At 70.2% G+C, this 15,025-nt stretch carries 12 protein-coding genes (1 of these 12 running past the window's edge); 7 read left to right on the top strand and 5 right to left on the bottom strand.

Features of this window, described 5'->3' with window-relative positions; genetic code table 11:
- Position 1: 1 nt before the first annotated feature.
- A complete protein-coding gene (locus ACWPN5_RS23795; RefSeq protein ID WP_492297737.1) occupies positions 2-1,666 on the top strand; it encodes an ABC transporter ATP-binding protein in 1,665 nt (554 codons plus the stop codon).
- Positions 1,667-1,685: 19 nt separating this feature from the next.
- A complete protein-coding gene (locus tag ACWPN5_RS23790) occupies positions 1,686-2,276 on the top strand; it encodes an ANTAR domain-containing response regulator (protein WP_145689148.1) in 591 nt (196 codons plus the stop codon).
- A gap of 248 nt (positions 2,277-2,524) precedes the next feature.
- Here the strand turns inward: ACWPN5_RS23790 and ACWPN5_RS23785 are convergent, their stop codons facing one another.
- A complete protein-coding gene (locus tag ACWPN5_RS23785; RefSeq protein ID WP_145689147.1) occupies positions 2,525-2,923 on the bottom strand; it encodes a RidA family protein in 399 nt (132 codons plus the stop codon).
- A 102-nt stretch (positions 2,924-3,025) separates the two neighbouring features.
- Here ACWPN5_RS23785 and ACWPN5_RS23780 point away from each other — a divergent pair, with 102 nt between their 5' ends.
- From ACWPN5_RS23780 to ACWPN5_RS23770, 3 genes are all read left to right on the top strand, one after another.
- On the top strand, positions 3,026-3,934 hold the full coding sequence (locus tag ACWPN5_RS23780) for a LysR family transcriptional regulator (protein WP_492297734.1): 909 nt from the start codon (positions 3,026-3,028) through the stop codon (positions 3,932-3,934).
- A 78-nt stretch (positions 3,935-4,012) separates the two neighbouring features.
- On the top strand, positions 4,013-4,729 hold the full coding sequence (locus ACWPN5_RS23775) for a YoaK family protein (protein WP_492297732.1): 717 nt from the start codon (positions 4,013-4,015) through the stop codon (positions 4,727-4,729).
- Positions 4,730-4,781: 52 nt separating this feature from the next.
- Positions 4,782-5,318 carry a mismatch-specific DNA-glycosylase gene (locus tag ACWPN5_RS23770; protein ID WP_145689144.1) on the top strand — a complete coding sequence of 179 codons (537 nt, stop codon included), beginning with the start codon at positions 4,782-4,784 and terminating at the stop codon, positions 5,316-5,318.
- Positions 5,319-5,358: 40 nt separating this feature from the next.
- Here ACWPN5_RS23770 and ACWPN5_RS23765 read toward each other — a convergent pair whose 3' ends face one another.
- Complete coding sequence (locus ACWPN5_RS23765; protein ID WP_145689143.1) at positions 5,359-6,240, bottom strand: ParB/RepB/Spo0J family partition protein; 882 nt, start codon at positions 6,238-6,240, stop codon at positions 5,359-5,361.
- Positions 6,230-7,249, bottom strand: a complete 1,020-nt coding sequence (locus ACWPN5_RS23760; RefSeq protein WP_492297729.1) for a ParA family protein — start codon at positions 7,247-7,249, stop codon at positions 6,230-6,232. Before ACWPN5_RS23760 ends, ACWPN5_RS23765 begins: the two co-directional genes overlap by 11 nt.
- 1,095 nt (positions 7,250-8,344) lie before the next feature.
- On the opposite strand from ACWPN5_RS23760, the gene ACWPN5_RS23755 reads away from it, so the two are divergent.
- Together ACWPN5_RS23755 and ACWPN5_RS23750 are read left to right on the top strand one after the other, a co-directional pair.
- A complete protein-coding gene (locus ACWPN5_RS23755; protein ID WP_014197970.1) occupies positions 8,345-9,316 on the top strand; it encodes a replication protein RepA in 972 nt (323 codons plus the stop codon).
- 171 nt (positions 9,317-9,487) lie between these two features.
- Positions 9,488-10,723 carry a trypsin-like serine peptidase gene (locus ACWPN5_RS23750; RefSeq protein ID WP_200478731.1) on the top strand — a complete coding sequence of 412 codons (1,236 nt, stop codon included), beginning with the start codon at positions 9,488-9,490 and terminating at the stop codon, positions 10,721-10,723.
- A gap of 21 nt (positions 10,724-10,744) precedes the next feature.
- On the opposite strand, the gene ACWPN5_RS23745 is transcribed toward ACWPN5_RS23750, so the two are convergent.
- Entirely contained in the window at positions 10,745-14,506 is a 3,762-nt protein-coding gene (locus tag ACWPN5_RS23745) for an AAA family ATPase (protein ID WP_492297727.1), read from the bottom strand.
- Positions 14,506-15,025, bottom strand: partial view of an exonuclease SbcCD subunit D C-terminal domain-containing protein gene (locus ACWPN5_RS23740; protein ID WP_492297725.1) — the 3' portion only. It continues 428 nt past the right edge of the window; only the last 520 of its 948 coding nucleotides appear in the window; the start codon falls outside the window, past its right edge; the stop codon is at positions 14,506-14,508. Before ACWPN5_RS23740 ends, ACWPN5_RS23745 begins: the two co-directional genes overlap by 1 nt.

Here is a 15,025-nt window from a genome sequence, read left to right as displayed (position 1 = left end):
CATGGCCATCCTTGAGCTGAAGAACGTCGCGAAGTTCTACGGCGGGACCGAGGTGCTGCGCGGAATCGACCTGTCCATCGCGGAGGGGGAGTTCGTCGCCATCGTCGGCTTCTCCGGCGCCGGCAAGACCACGCTGGTCAACCTGATGGGCGGGCTGGCCGCCCCCGACGCGGGGGAGGTGCTGTTCCGCGGCGCGCCGGTGCGCGGGCCGGGGGCGGAGCGCGGCGTCGTGTTCCAGAACTACTCGCTGATGCCCTGGCTGAGCGTGAAGGACAACGTGGCGCTGGCCGTGGACGCCGTGCACAAGGGCAAGGCTTCGCCGGAGCGCGGCGTGCTGACCCGCCGGGCGGTGGAGACGGTCGGCCTGGGCCATGCCACCGACCGCCGCCCCAAGGAGCTGTCGGGCGGCATGCGCCAGCGCGTCGGCTTCGCCCGTGCGCTCGCCATGAGCCCGGAGATGCTGCTGCTCGACGAGCCGCTGTCGGCGCTGGACGCGCTGACCCGCGCCAAGCTCCAGGACGAGATCGAGGCGATATGGCGCAAGGACCGCAAGACCGTCGTCCTCATCACCAACGACGTGGACGAGGCGATCCTGCTGGCCGACCGCATCATCCCGCTGACGCCGGGTCCGGGGGCGACGCTCGGCCCGGCCTTCCCGGTGGACCTGCCGCGCCCGCGCGACCGCACCGCCGTGAACCACGACCCGGACTTCAAGCGCCTGCGCGCCGAGGTCACGGCGTGGCTGATGGAGGCCGGGGCCAGCCGCGCCGCCGCCGCGGTGGACGAGAGCCTGACCCTGCCGGCGGCGACGCCGATCACCGCTGCCCCTCCGCCGAAATCCTATCTGGCCGGGCAAGCCGGCGGCCTGTCCGACGACCGCTATGTGGAGTTCAGCCGGGTCACCAAGACCTTCGCCACGCCGAAGGGGCCGCTGACCGTGGTGGACGGCTTCGACCTGAAGATGCGCAAGGGGGAGTTCATCTCGCTGATCGGCCATTCGGGCTGCGGCAAGTCGACGGTGCTGTCGATGGTCGCCGGGCTGGCCGACGTCTCCAGCGGCGGCATCGTTCTGGATGGTCGGGAGGTCGACGGCGCCGGCCCCGACCGGGCGGTGGTCTTCCAGGCGCCCAGCCTGTTCCCCTGGCTGACCGCGCTGGAGAACGTGATGCTGGGGGTCGACCGCGTCTACCCGCAGGCCGGCCGGGCGGAGCGCAACGACATCGCCCGCTACTACCTGTCGCGGGTCGGGCTGGGCGACGCCATGCACAAGAGGGCGGCGGAGCTGTCCAACGGCATGAAGCAGCGCGTCGGCATCGCGCGGGCCTTCGCCCTGTCGCCGAAGCTGCTGCTGCTGGACGAGCCCTTCGGCATGCTGGACAGCCTGACCCGCTGGGAGCTGCAGGAGGTGCTGATGGAGGTGTGGGCGCGCACCCAGGTCACCGCCATCTGCGTCACCCACGACGTCGACGAGGCGATCCTGCTGGCCGACCGTGTGGTGATGATGTCCAACGGGCCGAACGCCCGTATCGGCCACATCCTGGAGGTGGACATCCCCCACCCCCGGACCCGGCAGGCCCTGCTGGAGCACCCCCGTTATTACGCCTACCGGGAGGAGTTGCTGAACTTCCTGGAAGGCGGGCACCACGGGACGGTGAAGGCGGCGTGAAGGGGAGGGCGGAGCGGCCATGGCGAACAAACCCCTGACCATTCTGGTGGCCGGCCCCGACGCCGACGCCACACGGCCGGTGGAGGACGGCTTGGCCGGGGCGGGGGGCCGCGACCGGATCACCCTGGTGCATGGCATCACCGATCTGCCGGCCCGCGTCGCCGCGCTGGCGCCGGACGCGGTGGTCGCTGTTTTGGAAACATCGGCCCCAGCGGTGTTGGACGGCGTCTTCCGGCTGGCCCGGTCGGGAGCCTGCGCCGTCGTCCTGTTCGCCGACAAGGCCCCGCCGGGGGCGGCGGCCCAGGCGGCCGAGGCCGGGGTGGCCGCCTTCGTCCTCGACGGGCTGCATCCCGCCCGCGTGCGGCCGATCCTGGAAACCGCGCTGGCCAGATTCGCTGCTTTTGAAACGCTGAAACGCGAACGCGACGAGGCGCGTTCGCAGCTCGCCGACCGCAAGCTGATCGAGCGGGCGAAGGGCATCCTGATGCAGCAGAAATCCCTGACGGAGGAGGCGGCCTACACCGCCTTGCGCAAGGCCGCCATGAAGCAGGGCCGCCGCATCGCCGACATCGCGCAAAGCGTCATCACCGCGGCCCAGATCGGGCTGTGAGGCGTTTCACTTCAAGCCCTTAGTCAATCGATTATACTGAAACGCCAATTCACTTCTCAGACCGGGTGATCAAGGTTCGGTCGGACCGGTGACGGTGCGTCCCCTCAATAGTGCCAAAGAGCGCGAGTCGCGGCAAGCCGTCCGCATGGCCCCGGCTCGCAGGCCAGGGAACGGGACGGCGCCGACGCGTCAGCGACGATGCGACCCCGCCCGCTCCATCAGGCCAGTTCCATCAGAATCGATGCGGTTCAGGCGGTCTGTGGAACCCGTGCGATCACCTTGATTTCAAAATCAAAGCCGGCCAGCCACGTCACGCCGACCGCGGTCCAGTTGGGATAGGGCTCCCGCGGAAACATCCGGTCCTTGACCGACAGGACGGTCTCGAACTGCGCCTCCGGATCGGTGTGGAAGGTCGTCACGTCCACGATGTCGTCGAAGGTGGCTCCGGCCGCCTTCAGGACCTCGCGCAGATTGTCGAAGGCCCGTTGAACCTGCTTGGCGAAGTCGGGCTCGGGCGAACCGTCCTCGCGGCCGCCGACCTGTCCCGACACGAAGAGCAGATCGCCCGACCGGATGGCGGCGGAGTAGCGGTGGATCTCGTAGAGCGCCTGCCGGCCGGCAGGAAAGAGGGCGTCGCGCTTGGACATCGAAGTCTCCCGTTCGGATTGGACCTGGAGCAGGAGATAGCCGCTTGGGAACTGCGCGATTAGACGTTGAAATCGGCACAAGCTGATGCAAAATCACCATTAATGACGCGCCCCTCCCTGAACGACCTCAATGCCTTCGTGGCCGTCGCCACCCACCGCAGCTTTCGCCGCGCGGCGGATGAGCTGGGAACGGCGCCGTCCACGCTGAGCCACGCGATGCGCGGCCTTGAGGATCGGCTGGGCGTGCGCCTCCTCAACCGCACGACCCGCAGCGTGTCGCCGACCGAAGCGGGGCTCGAATTGCTCGGCCGTCTGACGATCGCGCTGACCTCGCTGGATGAAGCGCTCGACGCGGTCACCGCCTTTCGCGGCAACGTCGCCGGACGGGTCCGGATCAACGCGCCGCGCGTCGCCGCTGCGGTTCTCGTCCGCGGCGTCCTTCCCCGCATGGTCGAGCGGTTTCCCGACGTGACGGTGGACATCGTCGTCGAGGGGCGGCTGGTCGACATCGTGTCCGGCGGCTTCGACGCTGGCGTCCGCCTGATCGAATCCATCCCGAAGGACATGATCGCGGTGCCCTTCCCGGACCCGATCGGCTTTGTCTGCGTCGCCTCCCCCGCCTATCTCGACCGCGCCGGGGAGCCGACGACGCCCGATGATCTGCAGCGCCATCGCTGCATCGGGCACCGTCTGCCCGGCGGCCGGCTGTACCGCTGGGAGTTCGAGCGGGCCGGGCAGGAGTTGACGGTCGACGTCAACGGACCGGTGGTCCTCGACGATGAGGAGTTGATGGCGGAGGCCGCCGCCCAGGGGCTGGGGATCGCCTATGTGGCGAACTGGGCGGCCGAAACCGCGCTGGCGGAGGGGCGGTTGCGGACCGTTCTGCCCGCCTGGATGCACAAGCCGGAGCGGGCGGCGGTGTATTACCCCGGACACCGCGCCGTACCGCCGGCCCTGCGGGCGTTCCTCGACGTCGTCAAGACCATGCCGGTCGGTGCGGCAACGCATTGATGATCCTCCAAACCAGCGGGTGCTTGGAGCCTACGGTCGCCACTATGATGGCGCCCCGTTTGGTTCAGGGAGTGGGGCATGCTGGTCCGGCAGGGTGAACATCGTGGCGTGTCGGCGGACCGCAGTCTGGCCTGGTCGCTGGCGGGCATCGCCGGCGCCGTCAACGCCGCGGGATTCTACGCCGCCGGCCTCTACTCCTCGCACATGACCGGCACCGTCTCGACCATGGCCGATCATCTGGCGCTGGGTGAGATGGGCGCCTTCGGCGTGGCGCTGGCCATCGTGGCGACCTTCATCGCCGGGGCAATGGTGTCGGCGATGCTCATCAACGCCGGGCAGCGCCGCGGCCTGTCGGCGATCTACGCCTACAGCGTCTGCCTCGAAGCCCTGCTGCTCGCCGGGCTCGGCGCCGCCGACGTCTGGCTGCACGAGTTGCGCGGCGCCGCGCTGGTCATGGGGTTGAGCTTCCTGATGGGGTTGCAGAACGCCATCGTCACGCGCATTTCCAACGCCCGCGTCCGCACCACCCACGTCACCGGCATGATCACCGACATCGGGATCGAACTCGGCAACCTGATCGACGATCTCTACCACCGCAACGGCCGGGATCGCATCCGGGTGACGCTCGACAAGCTGAAGACGCATCTGCCGACCGTCGGGTCCTTCTTCCTGGGCGGCGTCTTGGGAGTTCTGGGCTACAGCGCCTGGGGCGCCATGCTGTTCGTGACGCTGGCGGCCATCCTCGCCGGCTTCGCCGCCCCGGTGATTCTCGCCGAATGGCGGACGGCGGAGTAGAAGCGTTTCAAATTCAGCGTTGCCGGACGCCGCTTTCAAGTGTTGACACAACATGACCGATTCCGAAGGCCCGATCCCCGACATCATCGCCCCCGGCCTGGACGCCCTGTTCGTCGGATTCAATCCGGGAACGCGCTCCGGCCGGCTCGGCCACAATTACGCGGGACCGGGCAACCAGTTCTGGAGACTGCTGGCCGCGGCCGGCCTGACGCCGCGCCTGTTGCGCCCGGAGGAGGACCGGCTGTTGCCGGAGTTCGGGCTGGGCTCCACCAACCTCGTGGCGCGGGCGACGGCGAGCGCCGCCGATCTCAGCCGCGCGGAGTTGCGCGGCGGCGTGCCGCGGCTGCGCGCGCTGGTCGCGGAATTCCGGCCGCGGGTGATCGCCTACACGGGAAAAGGAGTCTATCTCGCCGCCGCCGACCGCGCGCGGGCGGAGTGGGGCGTGCAGCCGGACCGCCTGTTCGACGGTCCGGTGGACGTCGTGCTGCCCTCGCCCAGCGGGCTCGCCCGCCTGCCCTTCGCGGAAAAGCTGCGCTGGTTCCGCGAGGTCAGGCGGGTCATCGACGCTGAAGTTGACACCCGCCGCTGACGTCAGCGGGTATCCGTTACAAATTCAGCGTTGCTGACGGTCAGGCCAGCAGCTCATCGAGAAGGGCGTGGAGGCGGCGCAGCTCCTGCCATTGCGCCTCGCTGAGCTGCTTGCGGTGGGCCCGCAGCTCGCCGGCATCGACGGCGGAAAAGTCCTTGGCGATGCGCTGGACGGCGGAGACGAAGCGCACCGCCGGGGCCGGCTGAACCCGCGCCGTTGCCGCGGACTCCGGCTCGCCCCCGCCCATCTGGGCGCGCTTGGCCTCGCGCAGCGCCTTGACGGTGCCGCCGTCCTTGATGGTGTCCCACAGCTTCCTTTGCAGCACCGGATCGTCCACCGCGGCGATCTCCGTCAGGATGCTTTTCGGGACGGAGCGGTGACGCGTTTCAAATTCAGCGACGATGTCGGCCGGCAGACGCAGCAGCGACAGGGTGCGCGTCACCTCCGCCTGGCTGCGCCCGATCACCTGCCCCAGCGCCTCGTGCGTGTAGTCGTGCCGCTCGATCAGCCGGGCGAAGGCGCGGGCCAGCTCCATGGCGTCGAGGTCAACGCGCTGGATGTTCTCGATCAGCGCCAGTTCGTCGGGATCGCCGTCGGTGACGATGGCGAAGATGGTCTGGCGCCCGGCCAGCCCGCAGGCGCGCAGGCGCCGCTCACCGGCGATCAGCCGGTAGTCCCCATCGCCGAGATCCTGGACGAGGACCGGTTGCTTCAGCCCGTGGCGGGCGATGGAGTTGGCCAGCTCCTGCAGCGACTGGTCGTCGAAATGGCGACGCGGCTGGTCGGGATTGGGGTGCACCCGGTCGAGATCGACCTCGATCAGCCGCGGGAAGTCGGCGGACAGCCCGAACAGCGCGTCCCCGCCGCGCTGCGCCGCCTTGTCGAAAATGCGGGTGCTGGTCCGTTCGAGTTTACGAGACATGGGCGTCTTCCGCAGTCTGGAGGTGGGCGGCCAGTTCACGCGCCAGTTCGCCGTAGGCCTGGACGCTGTTGGAATTCGGATCGGCCTCGATGGCCGGACGGCCGGCGCCCGACGCCTGGGCGAACAGGGTGGCGCGCGGCACCGCGTTCAGAACGCGGGTGCGCCCCTCGTAATGCTCCTGAATCTCGCGCAGGCTGGCTTGATCCTGCGTCAAGCGGGACGAGAACATGGTCGGCAGGATGCCGAAGATGTTCAGCGACGGGTTCGAACGGCGGCGGATCTTGGCGATGGTTTCCAGCAGCAGCGGCACGCCGAGCCCGGCGAACACCTCGGTCTGCACGGGAATCAGCACGAGGTCGCTGGCCGCCAGCGCGTTGATGGTGAGAAGGCCGAGGTTGGGCGGGCAGTCGATCACGATGACGTCGTAACGGTTCCGCACCTCCGCCAGCTTCTCCTTGAGCACCAGGGAGTTGTCCGGCTCGGCCACCAGCTCCGTCTCCGCCGCGGCCAGCCCGATGCTGGACGGGGCGAGCATGACGGCCCCGCCGCACACCGGCTGGAGGATGCTGTCGAAGGACGCCCCGCCGCGCACCACATTATAGATGCCCTTGCGCTGGGTTTCGATCTCGCCGGGGTCGAGCCCCATATGGACGGTGGCGTTGCCCTGGGGATCGCTGTCGAGAAGCATCACCTTCAGGCCCAGCGTGGACAGCGCATAGGACAGGTTGACCGCCGTCGTCGTCTTGCCGACGCCGCCCTTCTGGTTGGCCACCGCCACCACGGCGCGCTGAATCTTGGGCATTCCGATGTTCTGCGGCACGGCGGCCATCCCGCCCTGGCCCGCCAGGAAGCCGGCGACCTGCTGGGGGATGCGCTCCGCCCCGCTTTCCCACCGGCTGATCCGGGAACGGTCGTAGCGGCGGTTCAGTGCGCCGTTGAGCCAAGTCGCGAAGCTCAACTGGTCCTCGGCGCGCCGTTCGCGGATGGCGCGCAGTTCTTCCCCGTTCATCGGGCCTCCGGCTTTCCCTGTGTGTGGTCCTTTCTTGCAAAATTTGACGCAACTGGTCAAGCCGGAGCGCGCCGAATTGCGTCAAACGGCGGCGGGATCCTGGGTCATGCGACGTCGTATGGGACTATGGTCATAGAAAAGCGCCGCCATTATCGGCCATTCCGCACGCCGGAAAACCGTTCCGGTGGCGAATCGAATGGGACCCCGTCAAGCCCATTTTCCAAAGCGTTACCAATTCAGCGTTGGCTGGCGGGGGTGGTTTCGATTCGGGCCTTGAATCGCCTGGATTCTGATGTTTCAAATTCAGCGTTGGTCTTCGATTCGCTGGTTTGTGTATGCGTTGCAAGATCTGCGCGAGACTCGTCGAGTTCGGCTAAGCCCTGGAAAGCCTTGGGTTTCCGAGTCGAATGTTACCAATTCAGCGTCGGACGCGAGTCGTCTTTGTTTCAAATTCAGCGTTGGAGCCGGTTGACAGTTGACGGTCCCGGTCGGAAAACCTCGATCCGCGTCGATGCTCGCTCCGGTGGAGGATCAGGGTCCGGATCACCCTCGAATGCCCGGTTGGCGATTCTTCGCCCCTGCCGACGTTGCGTTTTCAGCGAAGGGGGTCGCGCCAGCACTCGCGCAACCGGTCTAACCGGAGAATCCTATAGGGACTCATATAGGACATGGTTGCGAGTTCAGCGTGGATAACCGCCTTTCGTGACTCGTCTTCAGCGTGGATGAGCGAGTCCCCGTTGCGACTTCGGCGTCCTCGCCGTTGCGGAATCAGCGAGCCGATCCGGCCCGTTTCGCCCGTTGCGATTCCAACTCAGCGTGGACAAGCCGCCGAGGCTGTGGACAAGCGCTCCTCCGGGGCTGGGCAATCCGTTGGCGACGCTGATTTTGAAACGCCGGCTCGGCGGTTGCCGGCCGCGGCCGGGCCGGTGGGGAGGGCGGTGGCGAGGTCGGGTGGGCGCTTCGCTGAAGTTGAGTCGGAATCTGCAGCTTCCGTTGCAACTTCAGCGATTCGTGGGATGGACGCGCTTCACAGCCACCACATTTTGTGTTTTCTGAAATGACAGGAACGTGACCGAACGAGGCCGGAGGGGTCCCATGGCGAAAATCCACGAGCAGCTTACCCTGGAGGGATTCGAGGCGGTTCTTGCCCGCACCGAAGACCCCAAGGAGCGCCGCCGTGTGATGATGGCCCATGAAGCGCTGTCCAACGAGATGGACGCGATCGGCTATCTCCACGCCGGCTTCTGCCAAGCCTCCCTGCCGCACCGCAAGCCCAAGGACGAGACCGCCCCCTGGGTGCGCAACAACGGCAAGTACCAGCTCGTCGTCCGTCCCGGCATCCTGCCGCTGCGCGACGGCACGGTCCTGGACGTCGGCGTTCCCTACGGCGCCAAGGCGCGCCTGATCATGATCTACCTGCAGACCGAGGCCCGCAAGACGCGCAGCGCCCACGTCGATCTGGGGCCGAGCATGAGCGCGTGGCTGCGCCGCCTCGGGCTGGCTCCGACGGGGGGCGAGCGCGGCAACTACAAGCCGGTGCGCGAGCAGGTGCTGCGGATCGCCCGTAGCGAGTTCACCCTGCGCACCACCACCGGACCCTCGACGGCGGAGATCTCCGACCAGCGCCTGATCGACGGCATCAAGCTGTGGCGCGACGAGGAGGACACGCCCGACCTCTTCCGCACCGGCGGCGAATGGGTGCGCTTCGTCCGCCTGACCCAGAGCTTCTTCGAGCATCTGATGGAACACGCCGTCCCGCTGGACGAGCACGCCATCGCCAAGCTCAAGAACTCCGCCCTGGCGCTCGACGCCTATGTGTGGCTGGTCCACCGCCTGCACCGGCTGGACAAGCAGACGGTGGTGCCGTGGCACGCCCTGTCGCAGCATTTCGGCTCGGTCAGCGAGCACCGCGTCCTGGCCTTCCGCCTGAAGGAAGCGCTGAAGGACGTCATGGCCGTCTATCCCGACGCGAACATCGAGCCGACTTCCAAGGGCCTCGTTCTGCGCCCCTCGGCGCCGGCCGTGCCGTCGAACAAGCACCTCGTCCTGCGCCCCGTCCGCGGCTGAGGACGCGCGGGCAAGGACGCGTGGACCGAGGTTGCGGTTGTGTGCCGCGGGCGGATCGGCCCGAAGGGCGACGAGCGCTGTTGAAAGACACGACCAGGGCGTGACATTGTTCACCGGTTGCAACCATCCGGCGTGGTTCCCGCATCGGATGCCGTGAAAGGACCGGGTCCAATGTCCTACAGGGTCGACGACGATCTCTACCCAGCGCGCGCCGTGGTCTCGATCGAGGCCACGTGGGGAAGCCGGAGCTTTGTCGGCTCAGGCTTCCTGGTCGGCCGCAACGACGTCATCACCGCGTCCCACATGGTCTACAACGCCGCGCTCGGTGGCAAGCCGAGCAGCCTGAAGATCTACCCGTCCTACAATCCCGGCAAAACGGACAACGTCGCCTACGGCGTGGCCAAATCCCAGTTCTTCACCAATTTCGACCCGGATTCGGACGGCAAGCTCATCACCGGCGATTTCTACCGGACCACCCAGAGCGGGTCGGAGATCGACGTGGCCCTGCTCACCCTGTCCCAGCCCATCGGCGACACCTACGGCTATTTCGGGATCGACTGGAGCTACAGCGGCGGTCCGGCCAGCGTGCTGGGCTATCCCGCCAAGTACGGGCGTTACGAGACCTTCGACAGCGGCACCATCCGCCGCTCGGCCGTCGATACGGTCTACTATGTGAACGGGGATCTGGAGATCAATCCGGGGAATTCCGGCGGACCGATCTATTACAGCTCCGGAGACAAGGTCTTCGCGGTCGGCGTCGTGTCGACCGCCGTCGGGGCCACCGCGCTCGGCGGCCACGCCTATTGGCTGAAGGACGCCCTGTCGGCCAACGACTCCTACATCTCGAACGCTCCGCCGGCTCCCGAATCGGAGCGGCGCGCGGTGGTGAACGACGGCACCTCCAGCCGCGAGGTGCAGATGGAAATCTATGTCGGTCCGGTCGCCACGCTGAAGAACCTGTTTCTGGGCGGCAGGTCCATCGAGATCATCGTCGGCAGCAACGTCGGCGATTTCTTCAACCTGGGCGCCGGCGACGACGCCGCGGACGGCAAGGACGGCGACGACGTTCTGGACGGCGGCACCGGCTCGAACTTCCTGACGGGCGGTTCCGGCACCGACACCTTCTTCCTGGACGGGCGCGGCGGTGGAGTGACCTGGTCCACCATCACCGATTTCGAGCCGAACGAGTGGGCCACCGCCTGGGGATGGAGGCCGGGGGTCTCGACGCTCACCTGGGAGGCCATGGCGGGCGCCGAGGGGTTCAAGGGCGCCACGGCGCACATCGACTTCGACGGCAACGGCAGCATCGACGGCAGCATCACCTTCACGGGGAAAGCCGTCGGCTCGGTCATCACCATGCCCGGGCAGGTCGGCGCCGACAGCTATCTGGCCTTCCGTCTGGCCTGACGCCGCCCGGAACCGGCGGCGCTACAGCGGCAGCAGCTGCTCCCGCTCCGCCGTCGCCTCCGGCGTCGCCAGCGCCCCGCGGGTGACCGTCACGGCGCTGCGCCCGCCGCCCTGCGGCATGACGCGCACCTGGACGCCGATCCGCTCCACCAGCGCTGGGACGTGGCTGATGACGCCGACCTGCCGCCCGGTGGCCTGGAGCGCCTCCAAACAGGACAGCGCCAGATCGAGGCTGCCGGGGTCCAGCGTGCCGAACCCCTCGTCGATGAACAGCGTGCCGATCCCGGCGCCGCCACCCCCCGCCATGGCCGACAGGCCGAGCGCCAGGGCCAGCGACACCAGGAACATCTCGCCGCCGGACAGGCTGTGCACGCCGCGCCGCTCGTCGCCCATCTCGCCGTCCACCACCTGGATCTCCAGGTCGGCCCCGCCCACCCGCTCCAGCCGGTAGCGGCGGGCGAGATCCGCCAGATGGTGGTTTGCCTGCACCAGAAGCAGGTCGAGGCTGAGGCTCTGAGCGAAGTTGCGCAGCTTCCGCCCGTCGGCCGAGCCGATGAGCTGCGCCATGGTCGCCCACAGCGCCTGCGTCTTGCGCTGGGCCTCCACCCGGTCGAGCACGGCGGCGAGGCGACCGCGGTTCTCCGTATCGGCGCGCAGCCGGGCCTGGGCCTCGCCCAGCCGGCCGCGGGCCTCCTGCAGGCGCCGGCCGGCCTCGGGCATGGCCTCGCCGGCCTCCGGCGCACCGAGTGCGGGCCGGCCGGCGGCGTGATGCTCCTGACGCAGCCGCGTCCGTTCCGCGACCAGGAGCGCGCCCTCGCGCCGCGCCGACTCGAGGGCGGCGAGAGTCCGCTCCTCCTCGGTCAGCCAAGCCTCGTCCCGGACCAGATGGGCGCGCGCCGCCTCCACGCCGACACCGCAACGCTCCGCCGCCGCGGCCAGGGCGTCCGCCGCCGCGTCCGCCTCGGCGGCGCAACGGCGGGCGGAGTCGCCACGCGCGGCGACGGTCTGTTCCGCCCCGGACAGGCGGGCCGCCGCGTCCTGCCGGGCGATCGTGGCCTGCTCGACCAGGGCTTCCGCCCGTTGGCAGGCGTCGGCCAAGTCCTTCTTCACCGCGGCCACCGCCCGTCCGCCCAGCAGGGCCGCCCGCGCCGCGCGCCGCTCCGCCATCGTCGCGGCCAGACCCTCGCACCGCCGCCGTGCCGCCTGTTCAGCCTGCCGCGCCCCCTCCAGCGCCGCCGCCTTGGCGCCGGCCTGCCGCTCCAGGGCCTCCACGTCGCGTTGCGCCTGGACCAACCCCTCGCGCTGGCGCAGCACCTCGGCGACCCGCTTGCCGATCGTCTCGCGGAACGCGTCGGGATCGCGGTCGAGGCCGCTCTCCCAGCCCGCCAGCCCGGCGAAGGGCTGGGCCAGTTCCGCCCGCGCCGCCGCCCGTGCGCCCGCCGCCTGGTCGCGCCGCGCCACGGCCAGGGATTCGGCGTGGCGGGCGGAGTCGCCCTGACGGGTCCGCGTCTCGATCGCCCGCTCGGCATCGGCCAGCGCCGCGTCCCGTTCCCGGCACGCCTGCACCGCCGCGTCGAACCGCGCCTTGTGATCCAGCGCCTTGGCCTCGGCCCGACCGGCCTCCGCCAGCTCCGCGTCCACATCGGCCAACCGCCGGGTGACGGTTTCCGCGTCCGGTTCGGCAGGCAGGTCGAAGCCCGGCGCCTGTTCCGCCCAGCGCTCCGCCGCGGCCGTCCGCTCCGCCGCCAGGGCGGCCAACCGTCCATCCAGGACCGCCGCGCGCTCCCGCGCCGCCCGCGCCGCGGCGCTGTGGGCGCCCTGATCGGTGGCCAGCCCGGTCACCTCGGCGTGCAGCGCGGCGACGTGGCGCTCCTGCTCCTCGGCAAGCCGGTCGAGCGGGGTGTGGCCGGCGCCCCAGGGATGCTCCGTGGCGCCGCAGACCGGGCAGGCCTCGCCCTCCGACAGTTGGGCGCGCAGCGACGCCACATCCTCACTGCGGGCGAGGCGCAGGCGATGGAGGGTGCCGTCCGCCTCCGCCAAGGCCGCACGGCGCCGGTCCAGCCGGGCCTTGCTGTCCGCCGCGCGGGTTTCCCCCTCCATGGCGGCGGTGCGCTGGCGCTCCCGTTCCGTCCCGGCCTCCGCGGCGTCCGCCGCCAGCCGCGCGGCCCGCTCCGCCAGTTGGGCCAAGGCCGCCAGTCCGTCACGCCGCTGCGCCAGCGCCGTGCGGCGGCCGTGCAGGGTGTCCAGCGACTCCACCGCCTCGCCCTTCAGCGCGGCCAGGGCCCGCTCCGCCTCCTCCCGCCGCGCGGCAGCGTCCTGGCGGACGGCGGTCAGGCGGGTCCGTTCCGTCTCATGGCCGGCGGCCTCCGCGGCGGCGCGGTCCGCCTCCCCCTCGGCGTCCTGCGCCGCCCGCGCCGAATCGCGGTGGCGCAGCAGCAGCGCGTCCCAGCGCGCCCATTGGTCGGCCACCGGAACCAGCGCCGTCTGGCCGGCCAGCCAGCTCTCCCGCTCCGCCGCGTCGGCGCGGGCCTTCTCCAGCGCCGTCCCGATGGCGGTGCAAGCCTCCCGAATCCCGTGACCGTCCGCCTCCGCGGTCGCCGCGTCGGCGAGCGCCCCGGCCTGTTGGCCGGCCAGCGCGGCGATCTCGGCATCCAGCGCCGCGGCCCGCTCCAGCTCCGGCTCGGCGGCCTCGATGGCGCCGCGGGCCGCCTCGTAGGCGCCGCGCACCGTGCGATGACGCGCCTCGGCCTGGACCAGCCGCTCCTGCGCCTCCGTCACCGTGGCGTGGGCCCGGTCCAGCGCTTCCCGCGCCTCCGCAGCGGCCGCGGCGCAGCGGTCCGCCTCGCTCAACCGGGCCCGCATCGGCTGGAGACGGCGCAGCAGAGCGGCCTCCTCGCGCCGCGTCCCGGCCTCCTCCCAGACCCGCTCGGCTTGCAGGCTCGCGGCGGCGGCCTCGTTCTCCGCTTTGGCCAGCCGGGCGTCCTGCTCGTGCCAGGCGACCGCGGCGCGGGCCTGTTCAAACGCCGCTTCCTCCCGGCGGACCGCCTCGGCCGCCGCGCCGGCCTCGGCGTCCAGGGCGGTGCGTTCCTCGTCGCTCAGCACGCCGATTCCCGCGCCTTGCGCCTCCAGCGCCTCCAGCGCCCGATGCTCCTCGCGGGAGCGCTCATGCGCGGCGACGGAGATGCGGGAGTAGATCTCGGTGCCGGTCAGCAGCTCCAGCAGGGCGGAGCGCTCGGTCGCCGGGGCCTTCAGGAAGTTGGCGAAATCGCCCTGGGCCAGCAGGACGGCGCGGCGGAACTGCTCGAAGCTCAGCCCCAGCCGGTTGGAAATCTCGTCCAGCACGCTGGTTTTGCCGTCGCCCAGCCGCTTGCCGTCGGCCAGCGCGGTCAGGCTCATCGTCTGCTTCTGCAACTGGCCGCGCGCGTTCTGCCGCGCCCGCCGCAGCTCCCAGCGCGCCCGGTAGGCGGCGCCGTCGATCCCGGCGAAATCCACCTCGGCCCAGCCGGCCCCGGCGCCGCGGCGCAGGACGCTGCGCACGTCGGTGGTGCTGATGGCGTCGGTGTCGCCGCTGGCGCCCAGCGCCACGCCGCGCCCGTCCGGCAGCCGCGGCATGCGGTCGAACAAGGCGAGGCACAGCGCGTCCAGGATCGTGCTCTTGCCCGCGCCGGTCGGACCGGTGATGGCGAAGAGGCCGGCGTGGCGCAGCGGCCCCCCGGCCAGTTCCACCGCGAAGGTGCCGTCCAGGCTGGCCAGATTGCCGCCGCGAATCGCCAGAATTCGCATCACGCACCCTCCTGCACGGTCGCCACCAGTTCGTGGAAGGCGGCAAGCAAGGCCGGTTCTGGCTCGCCCTCGTGATGGCGGCGGTAGAGCCGTAGGAAGACGTCCTCCGGCGCCAAGTCGGCCAGATCGGCCAGAGGCACCGATTCGGCCAGCGCCGCGCCGCTTCCGGTCAGCCGCAGGGCCAGCTTGACCAGCCGCGCCGGGCGCCCGACCAGCGCCGCGACCACCTCCTCGCGCAGGGCCGGCCGGGGCGCCGGCAGTTCCACCGAGACCTCTATGTAAGGCCAAGCCTCGCGCGGCAGCTCCTCGTCCAGTTCCAGCGTAGCCAGCGCCGTCAGCGCGTCCTCCGGCGCCGTGAACCGCCCGCCGCCGGGGATTCGCCGGATGGCGACGAAGCGGGGCACCCGCAGCGATTCGACATTAGCCAGCCGTCCCTCCGCGAAATCGGCCAGCACCACCTGATGCGGGTAGGGCTCCTCGTCCACCGCCAGCGGCAGGGGGGAGCCGCTGTAGCGCACC

The sequence above is a fragment of the Azospirillum sp. UENF 211521 genome, from assembly GCF_058780535.1.
Note: the sequence above shows the minus strand (reverse complement) of the source record. Positions and strands in the feature narration are given on the sequence as shown.

Coding starts and splice junctions, on each gene's coding strand:
- ACWPN5_RS23770 (WP_145689144.1), top strand. CDS start 4,782: ATGACCGATTCCGAAGGCCCGATCCCCGACATCATCGCCCCCGGCCTG.
- ACWPN5_RS23795 (WP_492297737.1), top strand. CDS start 2: ATGGCCATCCTTGAGCTGAAGAACGTCGCGAAGTTCTACGGCGGGACC.
- ACWPN5_RS23790 (WP_145689148.1), top strand. CDS start 1,686: ATGGCGAACAAACCCCTGACCATTCTGGTGGCCGGCCCCGACGCCGAC.
- ACWPN5_RS23780 (WP_492297734.1), top strand. CDS start 3,026: ATGACGCGCCCCTCCCTGAACGACCTCAATGCCTTCGTGGCCGTCGCC.
- ACWPN5_RS23775 (WP_492297732.1), top strand. CDS start 4,013: ATGCTGGTCCGGCAGGGTGAACATCGTGGCGTGTCGGCGGACCGCAGT.
- ACWPN5_RS23745 (WP_492297727.1), bottom strand. CDS start 14,506: ATGCGAATTCTGGCGATTCGCGGCGGCAATCTGGCCAGCCTGGACGGC.
- ACWPN5_RS23760 (WP_492297729.1), bottom strand. CDS start 7,249: ATGAACGGGGAAGAACTGCGCGCCATCCGCGAACGGCGCGCCGAGGAC.
- ACWPN5_RS23785 (WP_145689147.1), bottom strand. CDS start 2,923: ATGTCCAAGCGCGACGCCCTCTTTCCTGCCGGCCGGCAGGCGCTCTAC.
- ACWPN5_RS23765 (WP_145689143.1), bottom strand. CDS start 6,240: ATGTCTCGTAAACTCGAACGGACCAGCACCCGCATTTTCGACAAGGCG.
- ACWPN5_RS23750 (WP_200478731.1), top strand. CDS start 9,488: ATGTCCTACAGGGTCGACGACGATCTCTACCCAGCGCGCGCCGTGGTC.
- ACWPN5_RS23755 (WP_014197970.1), top strand. CDS start 8,345: ATGGCGAAAATCCACGAGCAGCTTACCCTGGAGGGATTCGAGGCGGTT.